We start from the raw sequence: 23,513 nt of genomic DNA on the forward strand, positions 1-23,513 counted from the left end.
TGTCTAGTCCCTCTTACTTCTTAATTGGCTTACGAGGACCTTTACGGGTACGCGCATTTGTTTTAGTGCGTTGGCCACGTAGAGGAAGACTGCGACGGTGACGAATGCCACGGAAACAACCTAAGTCCATAAGACGTTTAATGTTCATTGAAACTTCACGGCGTAAATCACCTTCTACGGTAAATTTATCCACTTCAGCGCGTAGCAAATCAATTTTTGCTTCGTCTAATTCACTGATCTTCGTTGATTCTTCGATACCAGCTGCTGCACAAATAGCTTTCGCACGTGTAGCTCCAATACCGTAAATCGCAGTAATGGCGATTACTGCATGCTTACGATCAGGGATGTTAATGCCAGCGATACGGGCCACTAACACATCTCCTTTAAAAAATTAAAATTACATTGATTGGAAAGCCCGTTAGGATACCCAACCACTCTCTTTTTCGCAAATCGAAGCGGCATTATACAGAATTATCCGCACAATGCCACTGCTAAAAAGATCTCAGTCGTTATTACTGGTATTAGCAGCAGAAATAAGTTTGCTGCATATTAGCCAGAAATAAACTAACCTTGTCTTTGCTTGTGTTTTGGTTCAACACATAGAACGCGAATAACGCCCTTACGTTTAACCGTTTTACAGTTACGACATATCTTTTTTACGGATGCACGTACTTTCATTTTATACTCCGTTAACTATATTAGTTCGACCTAACGGCCGTAACCTTTTAAGTTTGCTTTTTTAAGTACATTATCATATTGATGAGACATCATATGCGTTTGTACCTGTGCCATAAAATCCATAATTACAACGACGATAATCAAGAGTGATGTCCCGCCAAAATAGAACTGTACGTCCCATGCTATAATCATAAATTGTGGAACCAAACAGACAAAGGTGATGTACAACGCACCCGCTAGGGTTAGACGTGTCATTACTTTATCTATATATTTGGATGTCTGTTCACCCGGACGAATCCCTGGAATGAATGCACCTGACTTTTTCAAGTTATCTGCTGTTTCACGCGGGTTGAAAACAAGCGCCGTGTAAAAGAAACAGAAAAATATAATTGCTGCGGCTAGCATCAATACATACAAAGGTTGCCCTGGCGACATGGCCTGAGATACCCCTTGTAAGAAATCAGCTACAGGGCCTTCACCTTGTCCGAACCAGCTCGCAAGCGTGCCAGGGAACAAAATAAGACTTGAGGCAAAGATAGGCGGTATTACACCCGCCATGTTCACTTTCAATGGTAAATGCGTGCTTTGTGCAGCGAAAACCTTACGGCCTTGCTGACGTTTTGCATAGTTAACAACAATACGTCGTTGACCACGTTCAACAAACACTACCAAATAAGTTACTGCAAATACCACAACGCCAATTAACAATAATACTAATAAGTGCAATTCACCTTGACGCGCCATCTCAGCTGTTTGACCAACAGCCGATGGCATGCCAGCAACAATACCCGCAAATATAATGATTGAAATACCATTACCGATACCACGTTCAGTAATTTGTTCACCTAACCACATTAAAAACATGGTGCCAGTAACCAAACTTACTACCGCAGTGAAATAGAAACTAAAGCCAGCATTAATAACTAAGCCTTGCATCATATCCGGTAAACTTCTTGCAATCGCTATTGACTGTACTGTTGCTAGAACTAATGTGCCGTAGCGTGTGTATTGACTAATTTTACGACGTCCAGCTTCACCTTCTTTCTTAAGCTCTGCAAACTTTGGACTAACCACTGTTAACAGTTGCATAATAATTGAGGCTGAGATGTACGGCATAATACCTAGAGCCAATACCGAGGCTCGCTCAAGTGCACCACCAGAGAACATGTTAAACATTTCTACAATGGTGCCCTTTTGTTGTTCAAAGAACTGAGCTAATACAGCGGCGTCAATACCAGGGATTGGTACAAATGATCCTAAACGTAGCACGACTAATGCTATGAATACGAACCACAATCTTTGTTTAAGCTCAGACAAACCGCCTGCGCCTTTGCTCCCCTTTGGAGAAGCGTCCAATCCTGGTTTAGCCATAATCTGTATTATTCCTCGATGTTACCACCGGCAGCTTCAATAGCTGCACGAGCACCTTTAGTTACGCCTAAACCGCGAACAGTGATCTTGCGAGTAATTTCGCCAGACAGCATAATTTTAGCTGTTTCAGTGTTACGGCTGATTAGACCAGAATCTTTCAACGTGTGAATATCAACAACATCGCCTTGGATAAGGTTTAATTCATGTAAACGAACTTCAGCGCGAACTAAAGATTTACGCGAGGTAAAACCAAACTTAGGTAAACGTTGTTTTAATGGCATTTGACCACCTTCAAAACCAGGACGTACACTACCGCCAGAACGAGACTTCTGACCTTTGTGACCACGACCACCCGTTTTTCCGATGCCAGAACCAATACCACGTCCACAGCGTTTTTTATCTTTGTTAGATCCCGGTGCAGGGGATAAAGTATTTAAATGCATTATTAATCCTCCACCTTAATCATATAATTAACCTTGTTAATCATACCACGTACAGAAGGAGTATCTTCTAACTCAACTGTATGATTAATACGACGTAGACCAAGGCCTTTTAATGTAGCTCTATGCTTCGGCAAACGACCGATAGAACTTTTTATTTGGGTTACTTTAACTGTTTTAGACATGTTCAATTATCCCATTATTTCTTCAACGCTAAGGCCACGCTTAGCTGCCATACCTTCTGGCGAATGCATATTCGTCAAGGCTGAAACAGTAGCGCGAACTACGTTGATTGGGTTAGTAGAACCGTATGTTTTAGACAATACGTTCTGAACGCCTGCAACTTCAAGTACTGCACGCATCGCGCCACCAGCGATGATACCTGTACCTTCAGCGGCTGGTTGCATGTAAACTTTAGAACCAGAATGACGCCCTTTGATAGAGTGCTGAAGAGTTGTACCCTTCAGATCAACGGTTACTATGTTACGGTGTGCTTTTTCCATTGCTTTTTGGATTGCAGCAGGCACTTCACGTGCTTTACCGTAGCCAAAACCAACACGACCATTACCGTCACCAACCACTGTTAATGCAGTAAAACTAAAAATGCGACCACCTTTAACCACTTTTGATACACGGTTAACGGCGATTAGCTTTTCAGCCATATCACTTTGTTGTGAGTTTTCTTGATTATGATTAGCCATTATCAACCCCTAAAACTGAAGACCAGCTTCGCGAGCTGCTTCTGCTAATGCTTTAACGCGACCATGGTAAAGGAAGCCTGAGCGGTCAAAAGCAACTTTAGAGATGCCTTTTGCTACAGCACGTTCAGCAATTGCTGTACCTACTGCAGTTGCTGCTGCAACATTACCTGTTTTTTCCAACTTAGAAGCTACTTCTTTGTCTAAAGTAGACGCAGAAACGATTACCTCAGAACCTGTAGGAGCAATAAGTTGCGCGTAAATATGACGAGGAGTACGGAATACAACTAAACGATTCGCACCCAACTCGCTGATTTTTGCACGCGCGCGTTTAGCACGGCGCAAACGAGATGTTTTCTTATCCATAGTATTACCCTACTTCTTCTTAGCTTCTTTACGACGAATATTCTCATCAGAATAACGAATACCTTTACCTTTATATGGCTCAGGTTTACGGTATGCACGAATGTTCGCTGCGGCTTGACCAACTAAATGCTTATCACAACCTTTCAGTATGATTTCAGTTTGGTTAGGGGTTTCACAAGTAATTCCTTCTGGAATTGTGTGTTTAACTGGGTGTGAAAAACCTAAAGATAAATCTAAAGACTTACCTGCAGCTTTGGCACGGTAACCAACACCTTGTAAAATTAATTTCTTTTCAAAGCCTTTACTAACACCTTCAACCATATTATTGATTAAAGCGCGTACAGTACCGGCTTGGGCCCATGCATTTTTATGATCACAAGCGACTGTGGTGATAAGTTGGTTTTCTTCTTGAGAAACCGACACATAACCGTGGATCGAGTGTGACAATTCACCTACTGGACCTTTAACTGTAATATCTTGACCTGATAACGTAATGGTAACGCCAGCAGGAACATCTACAGGTGCTTTTGCAACACGAGACATCTTATTCTCCTTACTCTACGAAACCAATAACTTCACCACCAATACCCGCAGAGCGAGCGGCGCGATCCGTCATCAAACCTTTAGAAGTTGAAATTATCGCAATACCCATGCCTGCAAGAACTTTAGGAAGCTCATGGCAGTTTTTGTATACACGAAGACCAGGACGTGAAACACGTTTGATCACTTCAATTACTTCTTTACCTTCAAAATACTTCAATGTTACTGCTAGCTCAGGCTTTACATCACCTGTTACTGAGTAATCTGAAATATAGCCTTCTTCTTTAAGCAAGTTAGCAATTGCTACTTTAACTTTTGAAGATGGCATTTTTACTGCAACCTTTGCTGCAGATTGACCGTTGCGGATGCGTGTAAACATGTCCGCGATAGGATCAGTCATCATAACCATTTACTCCCGTGAATTACCAACTAGCTTTCTTAAGACCTGGAACTTCACCACGCATTGTTGCTTCGCGCAACTTAATACGGCTTAAGCCGAATTTACGTAAGAAACCATGTGGGCGACCAGTAACATTACAACGATTACGTTGACGGCTACGTGATGAATCACGAGGTAAACTTTGAAGTTTCAATACGGCATCCCAACGATCTTCCTCAGAAGAGTTTACGCTTGAGATGATTTCTTTTAACGCACGACGCTTTTCAGCGTACTGAGCTACTAGTTTAGTACGTTTTGCTTCACGAGCTTTCATTGACGCTTTAGCCATAACTCTATACCTTCTTCTTGAACGGGAAACCAAAGGCAGACAATAATGCATGTCCTTCTTTGTTGTCTTTCGCGCTAGTAGTAATAGTGATATCTAAACCGCGAATTTTATCAATTTTATCATAATTGATTTCAGGGAAGATAATTTGCTCACGAACGCCCATGCTGTAGTTGCCATGGCCATCAAATGACTTAGGGTTTAACCCACGGAAGTCACGGATACGTGGAATAGAAATAGAGATTAAACGCTCTAAAAATTCCCACATACGCTCGCCGCGTAAAGTTACTTTTGCACCAATAGGATAACCTTCACGGATTTTAAAGCCCGCAACTGATTTACGTGCTACTGTCGTGACCGGTTTTTGTCCTGAGATTGCAGTAAGATCATTCGTGGCATGCTCTAACACTTTCTTATCAGAAATTGCTTCGCCAACACCCATGTTTAGGGTGATCTTTTCAATCCGAGGGACTTGCATGACACTTTTATAACCGAATTGCTTTTGCAAATCGCTTACAATTGTATCTTTGTAAAAATCATGCAGTTTCGCCATCGTTTACTCCAATTTAAATTAATTCGTTATCAGATTTAAAGAAACGTACTTTTTTACCGTCTTCAAATCTAAAACCAACGCGATCAGCCTTGCCCGTTTTTGGGTTAAGGATTGCTACGTTAGATACCTGTAAAGGTGCTTCTTTTTCAACAATGCCACCAGGCTGCTGTAACTGAGGTACAGGCTTAGTGTGCTTTTTGATTAAATTTACGCCTTCTACGAATACTTTGCCGCTTTCAACAAGAACTTTAGTAACTTTACCAGTTTTGCCCTTGTCTTTACCTGCAAGTATAACTACTTCATCATCACGACGAATCTTAGATGCCATTATCGTGACTCCTTAAAGTACTTCTGGTGCTAATGATACGATCTTCATAAATTTCTCATTACGAAGTTCACGTGTCACTGGCCCGAAAATACGAGTACCAATTGGTTGTAAGCTTGCATTAAGCATTACAGCCGCGTTTTCATCGAAACGGATAGCAGAACCATCTGTACGACGAACACCCTTCTTAGTGCGCACCACTACCGCAGTATGAACATCACCTTTTTTTACTTTACCGCGAGGACTTGCTTCCTTTACGGCAACTTTGATGATATCACCAATGCGTGCATAGCGACGGTGCGAGCCACCAAGAACCTTTATACATTGAACACGCTTAGCGCCACTGTTATCAGCAACATTCAGCTGTGATTGCATTTGGATCATTGATTTTTGCTCCGCTGTTATCTTTTAACTTAACCGTTTTTCTAAATAAGTATATATAAGAAAAATAATATAAATCATTAAGATAAATTAAAATTCAAGGCCAGAAATTTGACCCGTCACTGCCTTAAAAAGACTTCCCAAATGCTGAAAATATTGGTAAAAACCAACTATTCAAATTGAATGGGCGCGAGATTATACCACCGCTAATTTCAAAGTGATAGTTTAATTAACTAAAAAATAAACAATTCTCATCGCTTGCTTATTTATCTATAAGTAAGGCTAACTAAATATTTATAGTTATCACGCATGATAGCTATTGACGAACAGGTCTAAAACTTGCTAAATATGCCTGTTCAAAAAATAAAGCCCATCTATATTGAATAAATATAATGACTAAAGGAATATAACAAGAAACGATCAACTGTAAATTAGAGATCTTTTATATTTTGATAACATACCAGTAACGTATTGATAAATAATGTTAATATTATTATTTGTCATTTAATTAATTACAAGCATTGATTTTTACTAAATGCGATACAATATAGACCTGATATTTTAGGCCTATATTAAATAAGTAACGTCGTTATTGATATTGGCAATTACAACCAAGAAAACAGTTAATAACTATTATCTATTAAAAAATAGTAACCGAACAATCTTGGTCTTTGTAGTATTAGGAGATTCAGCATGCCAACAGGTAAACATAAAGCATTAGGTATTTTAGCATTAGCAGGCGTTGAGCCTTATCAGGAAAAAGCTGATGAAGAATACATGGGTGAACCCCAACAAACACACTTTAAAAAGATTTTAGATGCGTGGCGCATTCAGCTTCGTGAAGAAGTAGACCGCACCGTCACCCATATGCAAGACGAAGCTGCAAACTTCCCTGACCCCGTTGATAGAGCCGCTCAAGAAGAAGAATTTAGTCTTGAATTACGTACTCGAGATCGAGAACGTAAACTAATCAAAAAGATTGAGAAAACCCTACAACTAATTGAAGAAGACGATTTTGGTTTTTGTCAATCTTGTGGTATTGAAATAGGTATTCGCCGCTTAGAAGCAAGACCAACTGCAGACCTTTGCATTGAATGTAAAACGCTAGCCGAAATAAAAGAACGTCAAATGGCCGGCTAAAGTAAAGGTTTTCAGTATAATATGTTAGACCCCAAGCGACCTAGCGCACTATCGCAAGATAGCTACCGTGGTCGCTTTGCTCCCTCCCCTTCAGGCTTACTCCACTTTGGCTCCTTAATTGCTGCCCTTGCCAGCTTTTTAGATGCAAAAGCCACTATTGATTTAAAGAATAACCAAGGCAAATGGTTAGTACGAATTGAAGATATTGACCCACCCCGCGAACAACCTGGCGCCAGTACTGCTATTTTGTCTACGCTTGAGGCATTTGGGTTATATTGGGACGAAGCTGTTTTATACCAAAGCGAGCAAACTGAATATTATCAACATATACTTGATACACTACAGCAACAACAGCTGAGCTACTATTGTCAATGCACACGCCAAGACATAAAAGCCTTAGGCGGCATATATCAAGGGCATTGCCGGCACCTAAATAAACCAGCAATAAATAATGCTACCCGTTTAATCAATCATTATGGTGTACATCAATTTAACGATATTTTTCAAGGTAAGGTTTACTGTAATAAAGCCTTAGCCGAAGAAGACTTTATTATTCATCGCAAAGATAAACTTTTTGCTTACCAACTTGCCGTGGTGCATGATGATATTTATCAAAATATATCTCATGTTATTCGTGGGTGTGATTTACTTGAGCCAACAGCTCGGCAATTAACCCTATATGCCACGCTCAATAAAAAAGCACCGCAATATGGGCATATTCCTTTGGCAACTACCAAACCTGGCTTTAAACTAAGTAAACAAAATAAAGCGACACCCATCAATAATAATACTCCGCAACCAGCATTAGTTGCAGCCCTTCAGTTTTTAGGGCAAGCACCTGACGTTGATTTACTGCACGAACCGGTAGATACTATTATACAATGGGCCATCAAGCACTGGCAGAGAAACCAAGTGCCCAAGGTGCCTGAAATAGATATTACTGAAAATTCATCGACAACAGCCACACTCAACCAACAGTGATCACTAAGTAATAAAATTAAGCAGTAAACAAAGCTATCAATGGACCACTATGAACATAAACTTTGCTGATTTTAGCGCTAACCAGCGTTATCACCTAATGACACAAACCATTATCCCACGCCCTATAGCCTGGGCGTTAACTGACTCAGGTAATGATTCTTTTAACCTCGCTCCTTTTTCATACTTTACCGCCGTATCAAGTGCGCCGGCACTCCTTATGTTATCAGTTGGGAAAAAGCCTAACGGTGATGATAAAGACACCTTGGTCAATATTCTCAACAATAAAAAGATCGTCATTCACATTGCTTCAACACAACAGGCGGAGTTAGTCACGCAAACATCACAAACTTTAGCTCATGGCCAATCAGAGCTGACAAGTGCTGGTATAGCGACAACGGCTTTTAACAATTTTGCACTGCCAAGATTAACACAATGTGATATTGCCTATGGCTGTGAACTATATGAAATTAAAGAATTAGGTGATCTACCCCAGCGTTTAATTTTTGTTGAGGTTAAACAAGTTTATATTAATGACAAGGTCGTTGAGATTGATAGCAAACAGCGTATCAAAGTACACGCCAACAAAGTACAGCCCTTAGCGCGTCTTGGTGGTAATGAATATGCTACAATTGGCAAGCCATTTACTATTACCCGGCCCAAGTAGTGCTACTTTAATCTACATGCATGCCTACATCATTCAATCGCAGCACTAGTGTATACACAGTATAAATGGCAAAATACAAAACACGCCTATCGTGCGTGAGAATGCGATAAATTAAAAGGAAACAAAATGACTAAAACAGTAGTAATTACCGGCGCGAACCGAGGTATTGGCCTTGCCATGGCAAGAATCTATCAATCTCGCGGTGATATCGTTTATGCTTTATGCAGAAAAAGCTCTGCTGAACTAAATGCGCTTAAAGTAAATATTGTCGAAGGTGTTGATATAGCAACGGAGTCAGGTATTCAAAAGGCATTGTTGGTGCTCAAAGACCACAAAATTGACTTATTAATTAACAACGCTGGCATTCTCCGTGATGAAAGCTTAAGTCAATTCAACCAAGACACAATTACAGAGCAGTTTATGGTTAATGCTTTAGCTCCTCTTGCGTTTACTCAAGCACTTTTGTCAAATTTTACTGCTGGTAGCAAAATTGCTTTTATTACCTCAAGAATGGGCTCGGTAACCGATAACACCTCTGGTGGACGTTATGGTTATAGAATGTCAAAAGCAGCATTAAATATCGGTGCTGTATCTTTGGCACATGACTTAAAATACGACCAAGTCGCCGTAGGTATCTATCACCCCGGCTATGTTAAAACTGACATGGTCAATACCCGAGGTAGTACCAGTAATGGCGATATTAGTGCTGATACTTCAGCCCAAAGACTCATCGGCTTGATGGATGACTTAACCCTACAAGATTCTGGAGTGTTTAAACACGCTAATGGTGAAATATTACCTTGGTAAACAGCGTTAATAGATAAGCAAGGTTTCAACTTAACACCCATTTTTTGCTGTTTCATTGTAGGCAGTAACATTCAATGTTCTGTTGAGAAAATTCGGTTGGTGCGAATTTTTCCTTGCTTTTTTTTAATGGTAATGAATACTCTACCAAGTTAGCTTAGCTTAAGCCAAGTACTGAACACAGTAGCGTTACAATTAACCAGTTTACTGGTGGGGCATCTCACAATAAAAAACGCTGCTTTTTCATTCTCTTTTTTCGTGGATTGTTATATCATTGCACTTATCTAATCAGATAACTTTCCATCTGTTTTTCTACTCATAATAAAAGGTTTGCGATTATCAAACGCGTCATTAATTTATGTAAAAAGGTTTTTGCTAAAAATAGCAGTAAAAAGAAAACCGTTACTAACCCAGTTACCACACTTGAACAACCTATTGTACTCACACGCGAACAGCACCCAGTATCACGCCAATTAATAAGCCCCAATGCCCTTAAAGTTCTACACCGCTTGAACAAAGGCGGCTTTGACGCTTACCTTGTTGGTGGTGGTGTCCGAGATATTTTGCTCGGGCTAGCACCTAAAGACTTTGACATTGCAACAAATGCAACGCCAGATGAAATAAAAGCCTTATTTAGAAATTGTCGTTTAATTGGTCGGCGATTTCGTCTAGCCCATATTGTTTTTGGCCGCGAAATTATTGAAGTCGCCACTTTCCGTGGACATCATGAAAGCGAAAATACTAAAAATAAAAGCGATACCAAAATATCAAAACAAAATAAAGATGGCATGCTCTTGCGTGACAATATTTACGGTACTATCGATGAAGATGCACAGCGCCGAGATTTCACAATAAATGCCCTGTATTACTCCAGCAAAGATTTTAAAGTTATTGATTTTGCTAACGGCGTAAAAGATATCGCCGACAAAAAAATTAGGTTAATTGGCGACCCTGAAACGCGTTATCGGGAAGATCCCGTGCGTATGCTGCGTGCAATTCGTTTTGCCACTAAACTTAACATGCAGATAGCCCAAGAAACACGCCAACCTATTACAACACTTGCTCCTTTAATGGCAAATATACCTGCGGCCAGAATGTTTGAAGAGTTTTTAAAAATGTTTATATCAGGCAAAGCTGTGGCTAATTTTGAACAACTACGTAACTACCATTTATTCAAATTTTTCTTCCCTATTGTTGATCAAGCCTTAGAAGATCCAAACAATTGTCATGAGCAACTTGAACGTTTTATTATTCAAGCACTAAGTAATACTGATGCACGTATTAATAACAACCAACGCGTGACTCCCGCTTTCTTATTTGCCGCTATGCTATGGTATCCGTTACAAAACTGTATTAAGCAAATTAATCTCAGTCGCCAACTTTCACCACAAGATGCTTTTTTTGCCGCTTTAAGTGAAATTATGCCAAAGCAACAAGCGAGCATTGCCATACCTAAACGTTTTCAAGGTGTGATGAAAGATATTTGGATTTTACAAGACAAATTGGCGCGCCGAGAAGGAAGAAAAGCTTTTAAAACATTTGACCACCCTAAATTTAGAGCCGGCTATGATTTTCTATTATTACGTGCCGAGACTGAAACAGCTAATCAGCATTTAGCGGAGCTAGCCAAATGGTGGACTGACTTTCAAAACGTTTCTCAAGAAGGCCGCGAGCAAATGGTTAAAAACATTAAATATGCTCCTGGGAATAAGCGTCGCACCCCAAGAAAGCGCCGCAAACCTTCACATAAACCTGCAGTGTAATAAGTACGAAAATGACAACGTCACCCATAATTGCTTATATTGGTTTAGGGAGTAATTTATCTAACCCGATAGCACAAGTAAAAAATGCGATTAAAGCCATTGAAGATATAGCCTTGAGTAACGTAATCGCGGTTTCATCTTTATACCTGAGTAAACCAATGGGTCCTCAGGATCAAGATGATTATATTAACGCCGTTTTAGCGCTTGAAACATCACTACCTGCCATCAAACTCTTAGATAACTTACAGGCTATTGAAAGTGACTTTGGCAGAGTACGCAAAGCAAACCGGTGGGGGGCGCGTATTTTAGATCTCGATATCCTATTGTTTGGTAATGAAACAATTAATTTACCGCGTTTGACTGTGCCTCATTATGGTATGACCAAAAGAGAGTTTGTTTTAATTCCCCTTGCTGAAATTAACCCTACCTTAACACTTCCTGATGGCCAAAGTGTAACGCTTTTATGCCAAAACATTGCAATCAACGCCATGGTCAAGCTAAGTTAGCTAAACAGGTTATTGCAGTACAAAAATATTTGTGCGACAGTAGCGCAACCGAGTAATTACTCAAATTAATACCAGAACCTGAACTCGGCTTAAGATGCTTTTAATTACTTGAAATAATTATTAAGCCGAGTTCAGGTTTCAATACTAAACCCAACCCTTAACTCAACACATGAATTGATAACTGTATGGCTAAAATAACGACTTCCACCTTGTTAAAAATGAAGCAACAAGGCGAAAAAATATCAACCATAACCGCCTATGATGCAAGTTTTGCTAAGCTATTCGACCAAGCTGGCATTCATGCGGTACTCATTGGCGATTCTTTAGGTATGGTATTACAAGGGCAAAGCGACACCTTGCCTGTTACTATTGTTGATATGGCTTACCACACACAATGTGTCAGCCGAGGTGTCGAAGACACCCTGATTATTGCTGATTTACCTTTTATGACTTATGCCACCACAGAGCAAGCACTGACTAATGCAACAAAGTTAATGCAATCTGGTGCTAATATGGTAAAAATGGAAGGCGGTCATTGGTTAACTGCGACTATAAAAGCCTTAGTTGAACGCGGAATTCCCGTTTGTGCTCACTTAGGTTTGACCCCTCAATCAGTCAATGTATTTGGCGGTTTCAAAGTACAAGGACGCGCAGAAGCACAAGCACAAAACATGATAGCTGATGCACAAGCACTAGAAGCTGCTGGCGCACAATTATTAGTTTTGGAATGTATCCCTGCTTCGCTGGGCAAAGCCATAACTGAAGCAGTATCCATTCCAACTATTGGTATAGGAGCCGGAAAAGATACTGATGGGCAGATACTGGTCATGCACGATGCTTTAGGTGTTTCTTGCAGTTATATGCCTAAGTTTTCTCGTAACTTTATTAAAGAAACCGGCGATATTAAAAAAGCAATTGAGCTATACATTAGTGAAGTTTCTCAAGGTAACTTCCCCGGTGAAGAGCATGTGTTTAAGTAACAACACGCTCTATTCTCACTAGCACCCAAGAAAAACTATTAGATGGGCTTGTTGTATTTAAAAATAAAAAACAACAAGCCTACTAGGTAAGAGAAAACCATGAACACAGTTGAAAGCATTAAAGCGTTACGGGAACAAGTAAAGGCATGGCGTATGCAAGGCTTAACCATAGCCTTTGTCCCCACTATGGGCAATTTGCATGAGGGGCACTTAGCCTTAGTTAAAGCTGCGCACCGCCATGCAGACAAAGTAATTGTAAGTATTTTTGTTAACCCAATGCAGTTTGGTTTAAGTGAAGATATTGATAACTACCCAAGAACCCTGGCGCAAGACAAAGAAAGTTTATTACAAGTCAACACTGATTTACTATTTACGCCAACCGCAAGCATTATTTACCCAAAAGGGTTCAACGATAATAGTTACGTAGAAGTACCTAATATTTCAAGCTTGTACTGTGGTGCGAGTCGCCCTGGACATTTTCGTGGTGTTGCAACCGTTGTTTGTAAGTTATTTAACCTAGTACAACCTGACGTCGCCTGCTTTGGCTCAAAAGATTATCAACAACTTCAGGTGATTAAAACCATGGTTGAAGACTTATCTATGCCTGTTGAGATTATTCCTGTTGAAATAATTCGTGAAACATCAGGCTTAGCGATGAGCTCACGGAATGGCTATTTAACACCGGAAGAATTAGCACTCGCACCGATATTATACAAAACCTTACAATGGTTAAGTGAACAACTACGTATGAGCCATCAAGCTAGAGACTATGCTGCGCTAGTGATGCAGGCAAGTGAAAAGCTCGACACTGCTGGCTTAAAAACAGACTATATAAATTTATGCCATGCACAAACACTCGCACCAGCGGCGCCTAACGATAAAGAAATTGTTATTTTAGCTGCAGCCTACTTGGGTAAAGCAAGACTTATTGATAATTTACCGGTAAATTTATAATACTCATTATTAATTTATTTTAACAAATTCTATGCTATAAAGTATTTATGTTGAATAAAATATTACTTTTTAGCTTTTTATATTTGTTTCTTTATCCTGCCAATACTGCGCAGCAAGTTGATGCTATACCTAATAGCACCGCTATCAATGTGGTGCTTGTTTCCTCATCAACACAAACTGATCCTTTTTGGTCACAAGTCAGCACAATAGCCCAAGCCAGCGCGAATGATTTAAACATAAACTTAAAAATTCACTATAACGCGAGCAATCGTATATTACTTGATGAATTAATAGACTCCATTATCCTTGCTGATAATAAACCCGACTATATTATCTTTATCCCATTTGGTGGCAATATAGAAAAAATATTTACCAAGCTTGAACAAGCCAAAATAGCGTTTGTTACCCTAGAGAGAACATACGAGCAACGCGCTTATGTAGAAAAAATTGGTGAGCCCTTAGGTAAGTTTAAATTTTGGGTTGGGGAAGTTTTTTTTGATAATATTAAAGCCAGCGAACTACTAACGCAAACATTATTAAATCATGCCAAGGTAAAACTTAATAAACCGGCACAGAGCTTAGTCGCGTTTGGCATTAATGGTGATTCTTACTCCGGCTCAGAACAAAGAACTGAAGGCTTTTTAAATTTTTCAAAACAACACGCTATTGACGTTAAACAGGTTGTTTACACTAAGTGGCATCAAGAAATTGCCAAAGAAAAGTTTTTAAAACTCGTTGAACGTTATAGTCATGCCGATATCATTTGGTGTGCCTCTGATAGTAATGCACTTGGTGCATTAGCCGGAGTTAATGAATTACAACTACAACCCAACAAAGATGTTGTCATTGGTGGCTTTGATTGGTCAATAGCGGGTTTACAGCAAATACAGAAAAAGCAGCTAACCGCCTCTATGGGTGGCCATATATTTCAAGGGGCAAGAGCCTTAATAAAAATATTTGATTACCACCATGGCATAGACAACTTTAATCGAGCTAGTCATTTTAAAGGGTATTTACTAGAGGTCATTGATATTGACAATATAGATAAATACCAGCCGCTAACAGAGAAAAACAACTGGGAAGATGTTAATTTTACAATTTTTTCCTTTGCCAAACAAAGCAAGCCAAAAGAATTTAATACGCTCAATATTTTAAGCGCACTGCAAAAACAGTAAGCTGTTATTTGGTTAGCTTCAGCGTTTGCTCTGCTATTTTAAACAATTTAGGCAAAAAAACCTCGCTTTCTTGTGCTAATAAACATTGTTCAGCAAGTATATCATGTAGGTTTTCTTTACTGGTTAACGGATTAGCTAATACCACCCGAAAAACAATCACCTTTTCACCACCATATCGTGCTACTTGGATACGAGTGCGCGATACAAAGGAGTTACCATCTTCTCGTTGACGCTTTTGAATAAACCGAGCCAACTCTCCTAAAATAACATTTACTTCTGACTGTTGTTGCTTAGTTGCTTGATATAAAAAACATTGCACCTTTTTAGGCACATAACGATAAGTCAATAAACATAATTCAGGCTTGGTAATTAATTCAAAGTCCTTATGTTGCTCGATAAGCTCAGCAAAATATTCTGCTTTTTCAATCGCTTGGTTAATCAACATTTCATAACCTGGCCGGCTAATAATATGCAAGCTAGCATAGACTAACATTGCCATCCCAGAACGAGAGCCTTCTAAGGTACTACTGCCTAAGTCTTTTGAGCCTTTGCGTAAAATATACTCGGCATGATGTTTAATGTTTGTGACCGAAGTGGGGTCTTTGAATAAAACAATACCTGCCCCCATAGGTACATACATTTGTTTGTGTGCATCAATGGTGACAGAGTCTGCACGCCCTATGCCGTCGAGTAAATATTTATGTTTATTAGACAATAATGTTGCTCCTCCCCAGGCGGCATCAACATGAAAATGACACTGATATTGTTTAGCAATGTCTGCCATTTTATTAAGCGGGTCAACATTGCCAGTTTCTGTGGTGCCAGCTACGCCTACAATGGCTAACACTTTAATATTGTTTTGTTGTAATTCTTGACATTTTTGCGCTAATTTTTGCGTGTTTATTTTATTATTTTCATCGGTTTCAATGGCAATAACATTGTCTTGACCAATACCAAGAATGTCAGCAGACTTCTTTAATGAATAATGGCCACGCTCTGAAACAAGAATAACCAGGCCTTGGTAGCCATAGTGTTGTAAGGCAGAGAACAAGCCCGCACGTGAAACCCCCTTAAACCTACCATCTGCCTTTAACAACTTATTACGAGCTACCCAAAGTGCAGTAATATTAGCCACTGTACCACCAGAGCAAAATGCCCCTAAAGAGTGTTCAGGGCTGTGCATCCAAGCCTGATAAAAGCTTTCTGCTTCTTGGTATACTAAATTGTGCATCATGCCAACAACTTGACGCTCAAGGGGAGTAAAAGCTTTTGAGGTCTCTACTTTCACTAAATTCTGATTAAGGCCAACCATCAGTTTAGATAAAGGGAGGATAAAGGCGGGTAATGCCGAAGTCATATGACCAATGAAAGTAGGGCTAGCAGTGTGTACGGATTGTGAGACTAACTTATCTAATAAGTGGCGCATATGATCAGAAACAAACTCAGGCTGCTCAGGTATTCGCGAGCAAACAAAGTCTTGTTCAATGTCTGTTAATGCATTTTTGCTAGCAACAATATGATTATTCAAAAAACCAATCAGGTTCTGAGACATTTCTTGTTCAATGCCCCCTAAAGTAGAATCAGGTTTTTCCGCAAGGGTAAAAATCCGATGTAGCGCTTCAGGTGTTGCTTGGGCTTTACGCTTAGCCGTCGTCATACGAGTTCATTCAAAGGTAGAGTCAATTAAGCAATGAACTTTAATAAAAAAACAGTCAAATGTCTTCTATTATTAAAATAAAGACAGTGAATAATGAAGATTAGTCAACAAATACGCTCACGCTATTCAGTACTGTACCTTTGGCTGCGCGTATTATCATCACCGTAAAGTGACGATTGCTTAAGTTGGTTTGTTACAAGCTGCTATTACACACTAAGAAGCCAATAAGCTTAGCTGCCAACAGTTTTGCCCACTGGCTTGGTATTTCGCTTCAAAAGGCGTTAGTGGTTGCGCTTCAATAGCAACTTTAGTGATATTACCGACTAAGTTCACCTGTTTAGCCGCTTGCTGAAACTCTTGTAAATATAGCAACCAGTTGCTACGTAAAATAATTTCTTCACCTAAAGAGATCAACGTTGGGAACACAGCGCTTCCATGCCAACGACGTTGTAAATGCTTTGATTTAGGCCACGGGTTAGGATACAAAATATAGTGTGTAATCAGCGGCCAATTGGCACTTTTTACTAGCCGGTAAAAGTCATTTAAATCAGCCCTAACCAAATGAAAGTTATCCATTTGGAAGCCATCTTCTGCAGAAAAGCCTTCCACCTTCCGATCGATACGACTGGCTGACTTATCGACCCCAATCACTAAAGTATCTGGGTGCATTTTTGCCAATAAACGTGTGCTTTGCCCAACACCACAGCAAGAGTCAAGGATTATCTTGCCATTTGGCTTGTTAGCGATAAACGCCTGTACACGCTGATTAACTTCATTAAATGCGTTTTGTGTATGCACTTGGTAGGGTTTTTGAAAGGGATGTAATAAATGCCTCTGCACCACTTCGTCAAGCTTTTCATGTATACCCTGTTGATTGGTGATGATTGTTTTAGAATCACCTGTTGGGGTATCTGCATGTAAGTGAGCATTGGTAGTGATTTGAGTATTTTTTTTCATAAAAATCATCGCCGTTAACTGCGCAGGCCAATGCCTTTATTAATAAGGGTCATAGCAATAGTAAATAAGCTAATAATAAAGCAACCAATGACCACAAACGCTGTCACTATGCTCACATCCGATATACCTAAAAAACCGTACCGAAAAGCATTTACCATGTAAACAATTGGATTGGCCTGAGAAACGCCTTGCCAAAAATCTGGTAATAAGCTGATAGAATAAAACACTCCCCCAAGGTAGGTTAAAGGGGTTAAAATAAAGGTAGGAATTATTGATATATCGTCAAAAGATCGTGCAAAAATAGCATTAATCAAACCACCCAAAGCAAAGGTTGCAGATGTTAATGACACGGTAGCAATAATCACCCAAATATTATGTATTTGTATATCAACAAAAAGTAATGAAACGAGTGTAACAATAATACCCACTAACATCCCCCTGGCCATGCCACCTCCAACATAGCCAGCAACAATAACCCAGTTTGGCACAGGAGCAACCAACATTTCTTCAACGTTACGCTGCCATTTTGCACTAAAAAATGATGACGCCACATTAGAATATGAATTAGTAATTACACTCATCATAATTAAGCCTGGTACAATAAAAGACATGTAACCAAAACCGTCCATTTCACCAATACGTGAACCTATTAATGAGCCAAAAATCACAAAATAAAGGCTAATTGTAATTGCAGGTGGTACTAACGTTTGCACCCAAATTCGCATAAAGCGTTGAATTTCTTTATTTAAGATACTTTTTAAGGCAATCGTATTGTTCATCTTATTTGCTCACTTTTCCTGATTCAACGTTCGATTTGTTCGTGGGGGTATTGCTCGTAATTAAGTTAACAAAAAGTGCTTCTAAACGATTACTTTTATTACGCATACTTAACACTTCAACGCCTTGAGTAGATAATTGCTCAAACACTGAATTTAAGTTTTGTGTTTTTTGCAAGTCAACCTCTAAGGTGTGATCATCAATCACACGAAAATTTATATCTGTTAAAGTTATGTTTCCTGTAAATGGGGACAGGTCTAAAACAAAAGTTTCACCGTCTAGCTGTGCTAATAAACCTTTCATGCTGGTATTTTCTACAATTTCACCGCCGTCAATGATTGCAATATTACGGCAAAGGCTTTCAGCTTCTTCTAAGTAGTGGGTGGTTAAAATAATGGTAATGCCTTGCTTGTTTAAGGTTTGTAAGAAATCCCACATGCCGCGACGTATTTCTATATCAACACCCGCTGTTGGCTCGTCTAAAATAAGCATTTGTGGCTCATGCATGAGTGCACGTGCAATCATTAACCGGCGTTTCATACCACCCGATAACTCACGCGCTGGCGCATTACGCTTGTCCCATAGCGAAAGTTGCTTTAAGTACTTTTCAGCTCGTACTATTGCTGTTTTTTTGTCAACACCATAATAACCAGCCTGATTGACCAAAATATTCATTAAGGGTTCAAACTGACTAAAGTTAAACTCTTGTGGCACTAGCCCAATATAAGATTTTGCTTTTTCTAAGTCAGTATCAATATCATAACCGTAAACTTTTACTTGTCCGCGTGTTTTATTCACCAAGGAGGTTATGACACCTATTGTGGTAGATTTACCGGCACCATTAGGGCCAAGTAATGCAAAAAAATCACCTTGTTTAACAGTTAAATTAATACCTTTAAGGGCTTGAAAGCCACCTTTGTAGGTTTTAGCAAGAGCACTGATCTCTAAAGCGTTAGTTTGTAAGGTATTGGCGGCTACTGCACTAGTCATAAATTTACCTTAGATGTTGATAAATAAAAAGGAGCTGGGTAATCGATATGGTGCTATTAATTATAATTTCAACCAGCGTAGGAATCTATTGAAAAATAACTGTTATAATACCATTAATTACTACTCATACATCTTTCGATGTGACTTATGACTAAAAAATCACTCGCAATTCGCGAAAAAACTATTTTTGACGGTATATTCACCAAATACTGCTTGAAATCTGTATTCAAATTATGGTTTAACTTATCTGGTTGGAAATTATGCGCCATCCCCCCTGAAGGGGCAGGCGTAACAATTGCTGCACCTCACACCTCAAACTGGGACTTTATCTACGCCCTTGGTGCCGCTATATTGCAAGATGTTAAAATATACTTTTCGATTAAAAACAGTTTATGTAAAGTCCCTGTTTTAGGTACGTGGCTAATGTGGTTAGGTGCAATCCCCATTGATCGCTCCTCACAAGGACAAGTAGAGCAAATCAAGGCTTTTATTGAATCACAAAAAGCTAGCTCAACAGTAAACCAGCGAATATTTTTTCTTTTTACGCCAGAAGGCACACGTGGCGCAGTAAAAAAGTGGCGTACAGGTTTTTATCATCTCGCCCTAGCATGCAACTTACCCATATTTCTTGCCAAAGTAGACTACCAAAGTAAAGAAACGGGTGTGTTTCACACATTCACATTAACGGGAAATAAACACAATGATATTGAAGCCATGCAAGCTTCTTATAATACGGTTCATGGCAAGTTTCCTAACGACCAATATCCTCCCTACACTGGTGCGCTTCCCATTGTTTCTGAAACGGAAATTGCTATTATTCGCGCGCTCTACGCTGTAAAGGGAGTCGCGACTGCAGTCGAAATAAGCGCCAAAGCCAAGCTGGCTCAGCTCTCAAGCAATATGCTGACTCTGTTAATTGAGAAAGGTTTATTAGAGAAAAGCCGTGAGCCTAATAAGGCAAATGAAAGCACTTATCAGCTCACGATTGCTGGCAAAGGTTATTTTTTACACTTAGCACCAGCAATGACTCCTTAGCAAGTTAGAGACAAACCTTTACAATCAGTGGGCACCTACTGCTTAACAAACACAACACTGGATAAAGCAGGTACTCTAAAGCCTGTTTGGTTTGTTGTGCTTTGTTTTACTATGGCGTCGACACTATTTTTTTGTATCGAGTGAAGTTGATAACTACTCGCTTGTGGGTAGGCAAAGGTTTGTGCTTGGGCGCTGGTATTAAAAATAACAACCACGCTGTTAAGCTTATCATCAACTGAATCGCCTTGGGTATCATCCAATTTCATCACTAACAAACCCAATTGTTCATTGTTGGTATTTAAAAAGCTCACTTTGTCGATTATATCCTTTGCCGTTGTTAACCTAAATAAGGGAGAACTCATGCGTATTGCTAGCATTTCTTTAAATACTTTTGCGCTAAATTTAATGTGTTTTTCCTGCACATGATCACGGCCTTGATGCCCTTTAAGTACCGCTTTAATCAATGGCCAATTATCTTGATCTTTATCTGCTGGGGGTAAGCCGACATTGTAATAATTATTTTGCTTACTAAAGTCGACACGATTAAACCAGTCGCCATAATCATAACTGTCGCGCAGAAAAGACTTTGAGCGCATAAACTCACTCCCCATATGCAAAAATGGAATGCCTTGGGCGAACAGTGTGAACGACAAACTTTGTAAATGCATTCTCACCCTGTCATTGGTGCTAACATCAAAGGGTAAACGATATTGACTGTTATCCCACAACGTTTGGTTGTCATGCTTGGAAACATAGTTAATGGTTTCGGCGGGATCTAACGCATAACCTGTGGGTTGATCGCCATAAGGAATGTGTTTACCTAATAACACTTCCCCCTTAATGACCTTTAATGGAAAATGCGCTAAGTTACCCGCTAAACCAACGCGCAATTGGTCCATACGTAAATCATAGTCAGCACGGCCTTGTTCAATATTCCCGTTAGCTTGAGTGCCCTTAACCTGTTTTTCATTCGGTAAAATAAATAAGCCATTACCAAGCCCTTGTGTATCCCGCGTGTTATTGCCGCCACCACGCACGGCATCGCGTAATCTATCACTGTAGGTGCCAATGTCAGTGCCACCAAGCTCTAATTGGCTTGCTTGGACAAAGCGCTGGTTATTAGCAACCTCGCCAAAATTCCAACCTTCACCATAAAAATAAGTATCGGGGTCTACTGCACGTACCGCTGCTCGCGCAGCTAACATAGACGCTTTCGTTTGATGCCCCATTAAGTCAAAACGAAAACCATCTATTTTATAGTCTCGTGCCCAAGTAACAAGTGAGTCTGTCATCAATTTTGCCATCATTACACGCTCTGTTGCTGTATTGCCACAGGTGTAACAAGTAGACTGCTCAACTTCACCGGTAATCACATTAAGACGGTGATAGTAATTAGGCACAATTTTATCTAGTACTGATTTTTCGTTTAAACCAAATTGATAGGTATGGTTATAAACTACATCCATAATAACGCGAAAGCCTAAATTGTGAATGCTTTGCACCATTTCTCTAAATTCAACTAAACGGCTTACACCCTTTGGGTTAACGGCATAACTACCCTCTGGTACTGTGTAATGAAAAGGATCATACCCCCAGTTAAACTGGTCAAACTGGCGTAGTTCGCTTACTATTTTTTGCGCATCTGCGCCATTAACATCAAAACTAGCCAGTAATGATTTTAAGCTTTTCTGCTCGCTAAAATCAGGAACATCTGCGAAATTAGCAGTGCAAATTGTTAGGGTTGGTATGGTCGTTGCTAGCGTCAGGGCACATACTTTAGCTTTTACTTGCGCGATTGTGTCATTGATATCTATTACTTGTGTAGGGTCCTCGTTAATAGTCGCTAGATCATAAGTGGGCAGTAAATGGATATTATTTAAACCTGCTTTTTTTAGCGCTTTTAAATGTTGAATACCGTTGGAGTTTTGTTCACTAAAGGCTTGGTATTTACCACGAAAAGCGTGATTAGATAACGCGCTATCATCAGCGCTAAAATCACGAATATGGATTTCATAGAAAATATTATCTTCGACATTTTCAACGGTAGGCACGGTATGATTTTGCCAATTTTCGGGCTGAGTTGCCGCATTGTCTAAATCTACAACTTGTGAGTACTTACTATTAACTGACAAGCTAAGTGAGTAAGGGTCTGTTGTAATAAGCGTTTCAATTTTTCTAGACGCTGGATGATATACAGTGATTTTATATTGGTAGTAGGCACCATTAAGTGAATTATCGCCCACCACAGACCAAATACCCGTATGAGTATCTTCAAGCATAGCTAAGCTACCCGCCTTAGCAGGCGACAAGTCGTCGTTAAAAAGTAACAGCTCAACTTTTTGTGCGGTTGGCGCCCATAACTTAAAACTAACACCTTGCTCTGTGATCGTTGCGCCTAAGTGTGCTTCTTCATTGGCGTCATTTTCGCCTGCTGTATAAAGGGCATCTAACACCGCCCCTGCTTGAATAAAAGAAACCTGTTGTGCTTGCTGTTTGCTATTAAGTGCAACTACTATTATTTGCTGTTTTAGCCAGCTTTTTATTTGAGCAGCAGGCAAATCTACCTTATAAGCTTGAAAGTCTGCAAGGTGGGGATATTTTTCAGCTAATGACACCGGAAAATCAGTCGAGACTAACGCTTGCGTTGTAATACCCTCTGTCGTGGTACTGGTATTGACTAACTGGTAACTGCCAGCGCTGTTAGATCTTGGCAGCACGAGGATATCTGGTGTTAACCAATGCGCGGCACTATCAGTTGCCTGCTGAATTAAATCATTGTGATTTTTTAAGCTTTGCTTTGCCTCGAGCAAGTGTAAATCTTGATTTTGAGTAGGGTTACCACATGCGGTTAACAAGCTAGGTATGCTTAACATTAAATAAATAAAAAGTAAGTTATTGTGCTTTTTCATAATAATAAGTCTAGTCAATTTAGTGTTGTGATTAACTTACTTGTTTGGCACCGATAAACAAACTAGTTTCGATAAATTGCATACGTATTCAATTTATTAGCTTAACCTCGTTAAGTAAAAACAAGGTTAAGCAGGGCTAATTTA

The 23,513-nt window shown here is 39.7% G+C and carries 28 protein-coding genes; 10 read left to right on the forward strand and 18 right to left on the reverse strand.

Going from position 1 to position 23,513, the window contains the following annotated elements; genetic code table 11:
- Nucleotides 1-13: 13 nt before the first annotated feature.
- The 13 genes from rpsM to rplN all read right to left on the reverse strand — a co-directional run bounded on the left by rpsM (nt 14) and on the right by rplN (nt 6,080).
- Nucleotides 14-370: a 30S ribosomal protein S13 gene (gene rpsM / locus AC0UA9_RS06635; protein ID WP_159817717.1), complete on the reverse strand. Its 357-nt coding sequence runs from the start codon at nt 368-370 to the stop codon at nt 14-16.
- 194 nt (nt 371-564) lie between these two features.
- A complete protein-coding gene (gene rpmJ, locus AC0UA9_RS06640; RefSeq protein WP_118056057.1) occupies nt 565-678 on the reverse strand; it encodes a 50S ribosomal protein L36 in 114 nt (37 codons plus the stop codon).
- Nucleotides 679-708: 30 nt separating this feature from the next.
- Nucleotides 709-2,049 carry a preprotein translocase subunit SecY gene (gene secY, locus AC0UA9_RS06645; RefSeq protein ID WP_475658668.1) on the reverse strand — a complete coding sequence of 447 codons (1,341 nt, stop codon included), beginning with the start codon at nt 2,047-2,049 and terminating at the stop codon, nt 709-711.
- A gap of 8 nt (nt 2,050-2,057) precedes the next feature.
- Nucleotides 2,058-2,492 carry a 50S ribosomal protein L15 gene (rplO, locus tag AC0UA9_RS06650; protein ID WP_475658670.1) on the reverse strand — a complete coding sequence of 145 codons (435 nt, stop codon included), beginning with the start codon at nt 2,490-2,492 and terminating at the stop codon, nt 2,058-2,060.
- Between the two features lie 2 nt (nt 2,493-2,494).
- Complete coding sequence (gene rpmD / locus AC0UA9_RS06655) at nt 2,495-2,674, reverse strand: 50S ribosomal protein L30 (RefSeq protein WP_475658674.1); 180 nt, start codon at nt 2,672-2,674, stop codon at nt 2,495-2,497.
- A gap of 6 nt (nt 2,675-2,680) precedes the next feature.
- Nucleotides 2,681-3,190 (reverse strand): 30S ribosomal protein S5, encoded by a 510-nt coding sequence (rpsE, locus tag AC0UA9_RS06660; RefSeq protein WP_475658677.1) that lies wholly within the window; start codon nt 3,188-3,190, stop codon nt 2,681-2,683.
- Between the two features lie 9 nt (nt 3,191-3,199).
- The gene (rplR, locus tag AC0UA9_RS06665) at nt 3,200-3,553 is read right to left on the reverse strand and encodes a 50S ribosomal protein L18 (RefSeq protein WP_475658681.1); all 354 of its coding nucleotides are present in this window, start codon (nt 3,551-3,553) and stop codon (nt 3,200-3,202) included.
- A 9-nt stretch (nt 3,554-3,562) separates the two neighbouring features.
- Nucleotides 3,563-4,096 carry a 50S ribosomal protein L6 gene (gene rplF / locus AC0UA9_RS06670; RefSeq protein WP_475658685.1) on the reverse strand — a complete coding sequence of 178 codons (534 nt, stop codon included), beginning with the start codon at nt 4,094-4,096 and terminating at the stop codon, nt 3,563-3,565.
- Nucleotides 4,097-4,106: 10 nt separating this feature from the next.
- Nucleotides 4,107-4,496 carry a 30S ribosomal protein S8 gene (gene rpsH / locus AC0UA9_RS06675; RefSeq protein WP_475658686.1) on the reverse strand — a complete coding sequence of 130 codons (390 nt, stop codon included), beginning with the start codon at nt 4,494-4,496 and terminating at the stop codon, nt 4,107-4,109.
- Nucleotides 4,497-4,515: 19 nt separating this feature from the next.
- On the reverse strand, nt 4,516-4,821 hold the full coding sequence (rpsN, locus tag AC0UA9_RS06680; protein ID WP_475658689.1) for a 30S ribosomal protein S14: 306 nt from the start codon (nt 4,819-4,821) through the stop codon (nt 4,516-4,518).
- Nucleotides 4,822-4,825: 4 nt separating this feature from the next.
- Entirely contained in the window at nt 4,826-5,371 is a 546-nt protein-coding gene (gene rplE / locus AC0UA9_RS06685) for a 50S ribosomal protein L5 (RefSeq protein ID WP_475658692.1), read from the reverse strand.
- Between the two features lie 13 nt (nt 5,372-5,384).
- Nucleotides 5,385-5,699, reverse strand: a complete 315-nt coding sequence (gene rplX, locus AC0UA9_RS06690; protein WP_475658695.1) for a 50S ribosomal protein L24 — start codon at nt 5,697-5,699, stop codon at nt 5,385-5,387.
- Nucleotides 5,700-5,711: 12 nt separating this feature from the next.
- The gene (gene rplN, locus AC0UA9_RS06695; RefSeq protein ID WP_159817695.1) at nt 5,712-6,080 is read right to left on the reverse strand and encodes a 50S ribosomal protein L14; all 369 of its coding nucleotides are present in this window, start codon (nt 6,078-6,080) and stop codon (nt 5,712-5,714) included.
- A 690-nt stretch (nt 6,081-6,770) separates the two neighbouring features.
- Here rplN and dksA point away from each other — a divergent pair.
- The 9 genes from dksA to AC0UA9_RS06740 all read left to right on the forward strand — a co-directional run bounded on the left by dksA (nt 6,771) and on the right by AC0UA9_RS06740 (nt 15,044).
- Nucleotides 6,771-7,217, forward strand: coding sequence for an RNA polymerase-binding protein DksA (gene dksA, locus AC0UA9_RS06700; RefSeq protein ID WP_475658698.1), 447 nt, complete (start codon nt 6,771-6,773; stop codon nt 7,215-7,217).
- 21 nt (nt 7,218-7,238) lie between these two features.
- Nucleotides 7,239-8,198 (forward strand): tRNA glutamyl-Q(34) synthetase GluQRS, encoded by a 960-nt coding sequence (gene gluQRS / locus AC0UA9_RS06705; protein WP_475658700.1) that lies wholly within the window; start codon nt 7,239-7,241, stop codon nt 8,196-8,198.
- A gap of 49 nt (nt 8,199-8,247) precedes the next feature.
- A complete protein-coding gene (locus AC0UA9_RS06710; RefSeq protein ID WP_475658702.1) occupies nt 8,248-8,862 on the forward strand; it encodes a flavin reductase family protein in 615 nt (204 codons plus the stop codon).
- A gap of 126 nt (nt 8,863-8,988) precedes the next feature.
- Nucleotides 8,989-9,669: an SDR family oxidoreductase gene (locus AC0UA9_RS06715; protein ID WP_475658706.1), complete on the forward strand. Its 681-nt coding sequence runs from the start codon at nt 8,989-8,991 to the stop codon at nt 9,667-9,669.
- Between the two features lie 431 nt (nt 9,670-10,100).
- Complete coding sequence (pcnB, locus tag AC0UA9_RS06720) at nt 10,101-11,429, forward strand: polynucleotide adenylyltransferase PcnB (protein ID WP_475658839.1); 1,329 nt, start codon at nt 10,101-10,103, stop codon at nt 11,427-11,429.
- Nucleotides 11,430-11,440: 11 nt separating this feature from the next.
- Nucleotides 11,441-11,935 (forward strand): 2-amino-4-hydroxy-6-hydroxymethyldihydropteridine diphosphokinase, encoded by a 495-nt coding sequence (folK, locus tag AC0UA9_RS06725; RefSeq protein WP_475658709.1) that lies wholly within the window; start codon nt 11,441-11,443, stop codon nt 11,933-11,935.
- Nucleotides 11,936-12,120: 185 nt separating this feature from the next.
- Nucleotides 12,121-12,915: a 3-methyl-2-oxobutanoate hydroxymethyltransferase gene (gene panB, locus AC0UA9_RS06730; RefSeq protein ID WP_475658712.1), complete on the forward strand. Its 795-nt coding sequence runs from the start codon at nt 12,121-12,123 to the stop codon at nt 12,913-12,915.
- 99 nt (nt 12,916-13,014) lie between these two features.
- Entirely contained in the window at nt 13,015-13,869 is an 855-nt protein-coding gene (gene panC, locus AC0UA9_RS06735) for a pantoate--beta-alanine ligase (RefSeq protein WP_475658715.1), read from the forward strand.
- A gap of 47 nt (nt 13,870-13,916) precedes the next feature.
- Complete coding sequence (locus AC0UA9_RS06740) at nt 13,917-15,044, forward strand: ABC transporter substrate-binding protein (RefSeq protein WP_475658718.1); 1,128 nt, start codon at nt 13,917-13,919, stop codon at nt 15,042-15,044.
- Between the two features lie 4 nt (nt 15,045-15,048).
- Here the strand turns inward: AC0UA9_RS06740 and panP are convergent, their stop codons facing one another.
- The 4 genes from panP to AC0UA9_RS06760 form a co-directional block, all read right to left on the reverse strand.
- Nucleotides 15,049-16,701, reverse strand: a complete 1,653-nt coding sequence (gene panP / locus AC0UA9_RS06745; protein WP_475658720.1) for a pyridoxal-dependent aspartate 1-decarboxylase PanP — start codon at nt 16,699-16,701, stop codon at nt 15,049-15,051.
- A 213-nt stretch (nt 16,702-16,914) separates the two neighbouring features.
- The gene (gene trmB, locus AC0UA9_RS06750; protein WP_475658723.1) at nt 16,915-17,658 is read right to left on the reverse strand and encodes a tRNA (guanine(46)-N(7))-methyltransferase TrmB; all 744 of its coding nucleotides are present in this window, start codon (nt 17,656-17,658) and stop codon (nt 16,915-16,917) included.
- A gap of 14 nt (nt 17,659-17,672) precedes the next feature.
- Nucleotides 17,673-18,437, reverse strand: coding sequence for an ABC transporter permease (locus AC0UA9_RS06755; protein ID WP_475658726.1), 765 nt, complete (start codon nt 18,435-18,437; stop codon nt 17,673-17,675).
- Between the two features lies 1 nt (nt 18,438).
- Nucleotides 18,439-19,425, reverse strand: a complete 987-nt coding sequence (locus AC0UA9_RS06760; protein ID WP_475658728.1) for an ABC transporter ATP-binding protein — start codon at nt 19,423-19,425, stop codon at nt 18,439-18,441.
- A 147-nt stretch (nt 19,426-19,572) separates the two neighbouring features.
- On the opposite strand from AC0UA9_RS06760, the gene AC0UA9_RS06765 reads away from it, so the two are divergent.
- Nucleotides 19,573-20,460, forward strand: coding sequence for a 1-acyl-sn-glycerol-3-phosphate acyltransferase (locus AC0UA9_RS06765; protein WP_475658730.1), 888 nt, complete (start codon nt 19,573-19,575; stop codon nt 20,458-20,460).
- A gap of 35 nt (nt 20,461-20,495) precedes the next feature.
- Here the strand turns inward: AC0UA9_RS06765 and pulA are convergent, their stop codons facing one another.
- Entirely contained in the window at nt 20,496-23,369 is a 2,874-nt protein-coding gene (pulA, locus tag AC0UA9_RS06770; RefSeq protein WP_475658732.1) for a pullulanase-type alpha-1,6-glucosidase, read from the reverse strand.
- Nucleotides 23,370-23,513 lie beyond the last annotated feature (144 nt).

The sequence above is a fragment of the Colwellia sp. F1 genome (assembly GCF_056238625.1).

Excerpts from the sequence above, each read along its gene's own strand:
- rplE (WP_475658692.1), bottom strand. The coding sequence starts at position 5,371 with ATGGCGAAACTGCATGATTTTTACAAAGATACAATTGTAAGCGATTTG.
- trmB (WP_475658723.1), bottom strand. The coding sequence starts at position 17,658 with ATGAAAAAAAATACTCAAATCACTACCAATGCTCACTTACATGCAGAT.
- rplR (WP_475658681.1), bottom strand. The coding sequence starts at position 3,553 with ATGGATAAGAAAACATCTCGTTTGCGCCGTGCTAAACGCGCGCGTGCA.
- panB (WP_475658712.1), top strand. The coding sequence starts at position 12,121 with ATGGCTAAAATAACGACTTCCACCTTGTTAAAAATGAAGCAACAAGGC.
- rpmJ (WP_118056057.1), bottom strand. The coding sequence starts at position 678 with ATGAAAGTACGTGCATCCGTAAAAAAGATATGTCGTAACTGTAAAACG.
- dksA (WP_475658698.1), top strand. The coding sequence starts at position 6,771 with ATGCCAACAGGTAAACATAAAGCATTAGGTATTTTAGCATTAGCAGGC.
- rplN (WP_159817695.1), bottom strand. The coding sequence starts at position 6,080 with ATGATCCAAATGCAATCACAGCTGAATGTTGCTGATAACAGTGGCGCT.
- panP (WP_475658720.1), bottom strand. The coding sequence starts at position 16,701 with ATGACGACGGCTAAGCGTAAAGCCCAAGCAACACCTGAAGCGCTACAT.
- rplO (WP_475658670.1), bottom strand. The coding sequence starts at position 2,492 with ATGCATTTAAATACTTTATCCCCTGCACCGGGATCTAACAAAGATAAA.
- panC (WP_475658715.1), top strand. The coding sequence starts at position 13,015 with ATGAACACAGTTGAAAGCATTAAAGCGTTACGGGAACAAGTAAAGGCA.
- AC0UA9_RS06710 (WP_475658702.1), top strand. The coding sequence starts at position 8,248 with ATGAACATAAACTTTGCTGATTTTAGCGCTAACCAGCGTTATCACCTA.
- rpsE (WP_475658677.1), bottom strand. The coding sequence starts at position 3,190 with ATGGCTAATCATAATCAAGAAAACTCACAACAAAGTGATATGGCTGAA.
- rpsH (WP_475658686.1), bottom strand. The coding sequence starts at position 4,496 with ATGATGACTGATCCTATCGCGGACATGTTTACACGCATCCGCAACGGT.
- secY (WP_475658668.1), bottom strand. The coding sequence starts at position 2,049 with ATGGCTAAACCAGGATTGGACGCTTCTCCAAAGGGGAGCAAAGGCGCA.
- pulA (WP_475658732.1), bottom strand. The coding sequence starts at position 23,369 with ATGAAAAAGCACAATAACTTACTTTTTATTTATTTAATGTTAAGCATA.
- rplX (WP_475658695.1), bottom strand. The coding sequence starts at position 5,699 with ATGGCATCTAAGATTCGTCGTGATGATGAAGTAGTTATACTTGCAGGT.
- AC0UA9_RS06715 (WP_475658706.1), top strand. The coding sequence starts at position 8,989 with ATGACTAAAACAGTAGTAATTACCGGCGCGAACCGAGGTATTGGCCTT.
- AC0UA9_RS06740 (WP_475658718.1), top strand. The coding sequence starts at position 13,917 with ATGTTGAATAAAATATTACTTTTTAGCTTTTTATATTTGTTTCTTTAT.
- AC0UA9_RS06760 (WP_475658728.1), bottom strand. The coding sequence starts at position 19,425 with ATGACTAGTGCAGTAGCCGCCAATACCTTACAAACTAACGCTTTAGAG.
- rpsN (WP_475658689.1), bottom strand. The coding sequence starts at position 4,821 with ATGGCTAAAGCGTCAATGAAAGCTCGTGAAGCAAAACGTACTAAACTA.
- gluQRS (WP_475658700.1), top strand. The coding sequence starts at position 7,239 with ATGTTAGACCCCAAGCGACCTAGCGCACTATCGCAAGATAGCTACCGT.
- AC0UA9_RS06765 (WP_475658730.1), top strand. The coding sequence starts at position 19,573 with ATGACTAAAAAATCACTCGCAATTCGCGAAAAAACTATTTTTGACGGT.
- AC0UA9_RS06755 (WP_475658726.1), bottom strand. The coding sequence starts at position 18,437 with ATGAACAATACGATTGCCTTAAAAAGTATCTTAAATAAAGAAATTCAA.
- folK (WP_475658709.1), top strand. The coding sequence starts at position 11,441 with ATGACAACGTCACCCATAATTGCTTATATTGGTTTAGGGAGTAATTTA.
- rpmD (WP_475658674.1), bottom strand. The coding sequence starts at position 2,674 with ATGTCTAAAACAGTTAAAGTAACCCAAATAAAAAGTTCTATCGGTCGT.
- rplF (WP_475658685.1), bottom strand. The coding sequence starts at position 4,096 with ATGTCTCGTGTTGCAAAAGCACCTGTAGATGTTCCTGCTGGCGTTACC.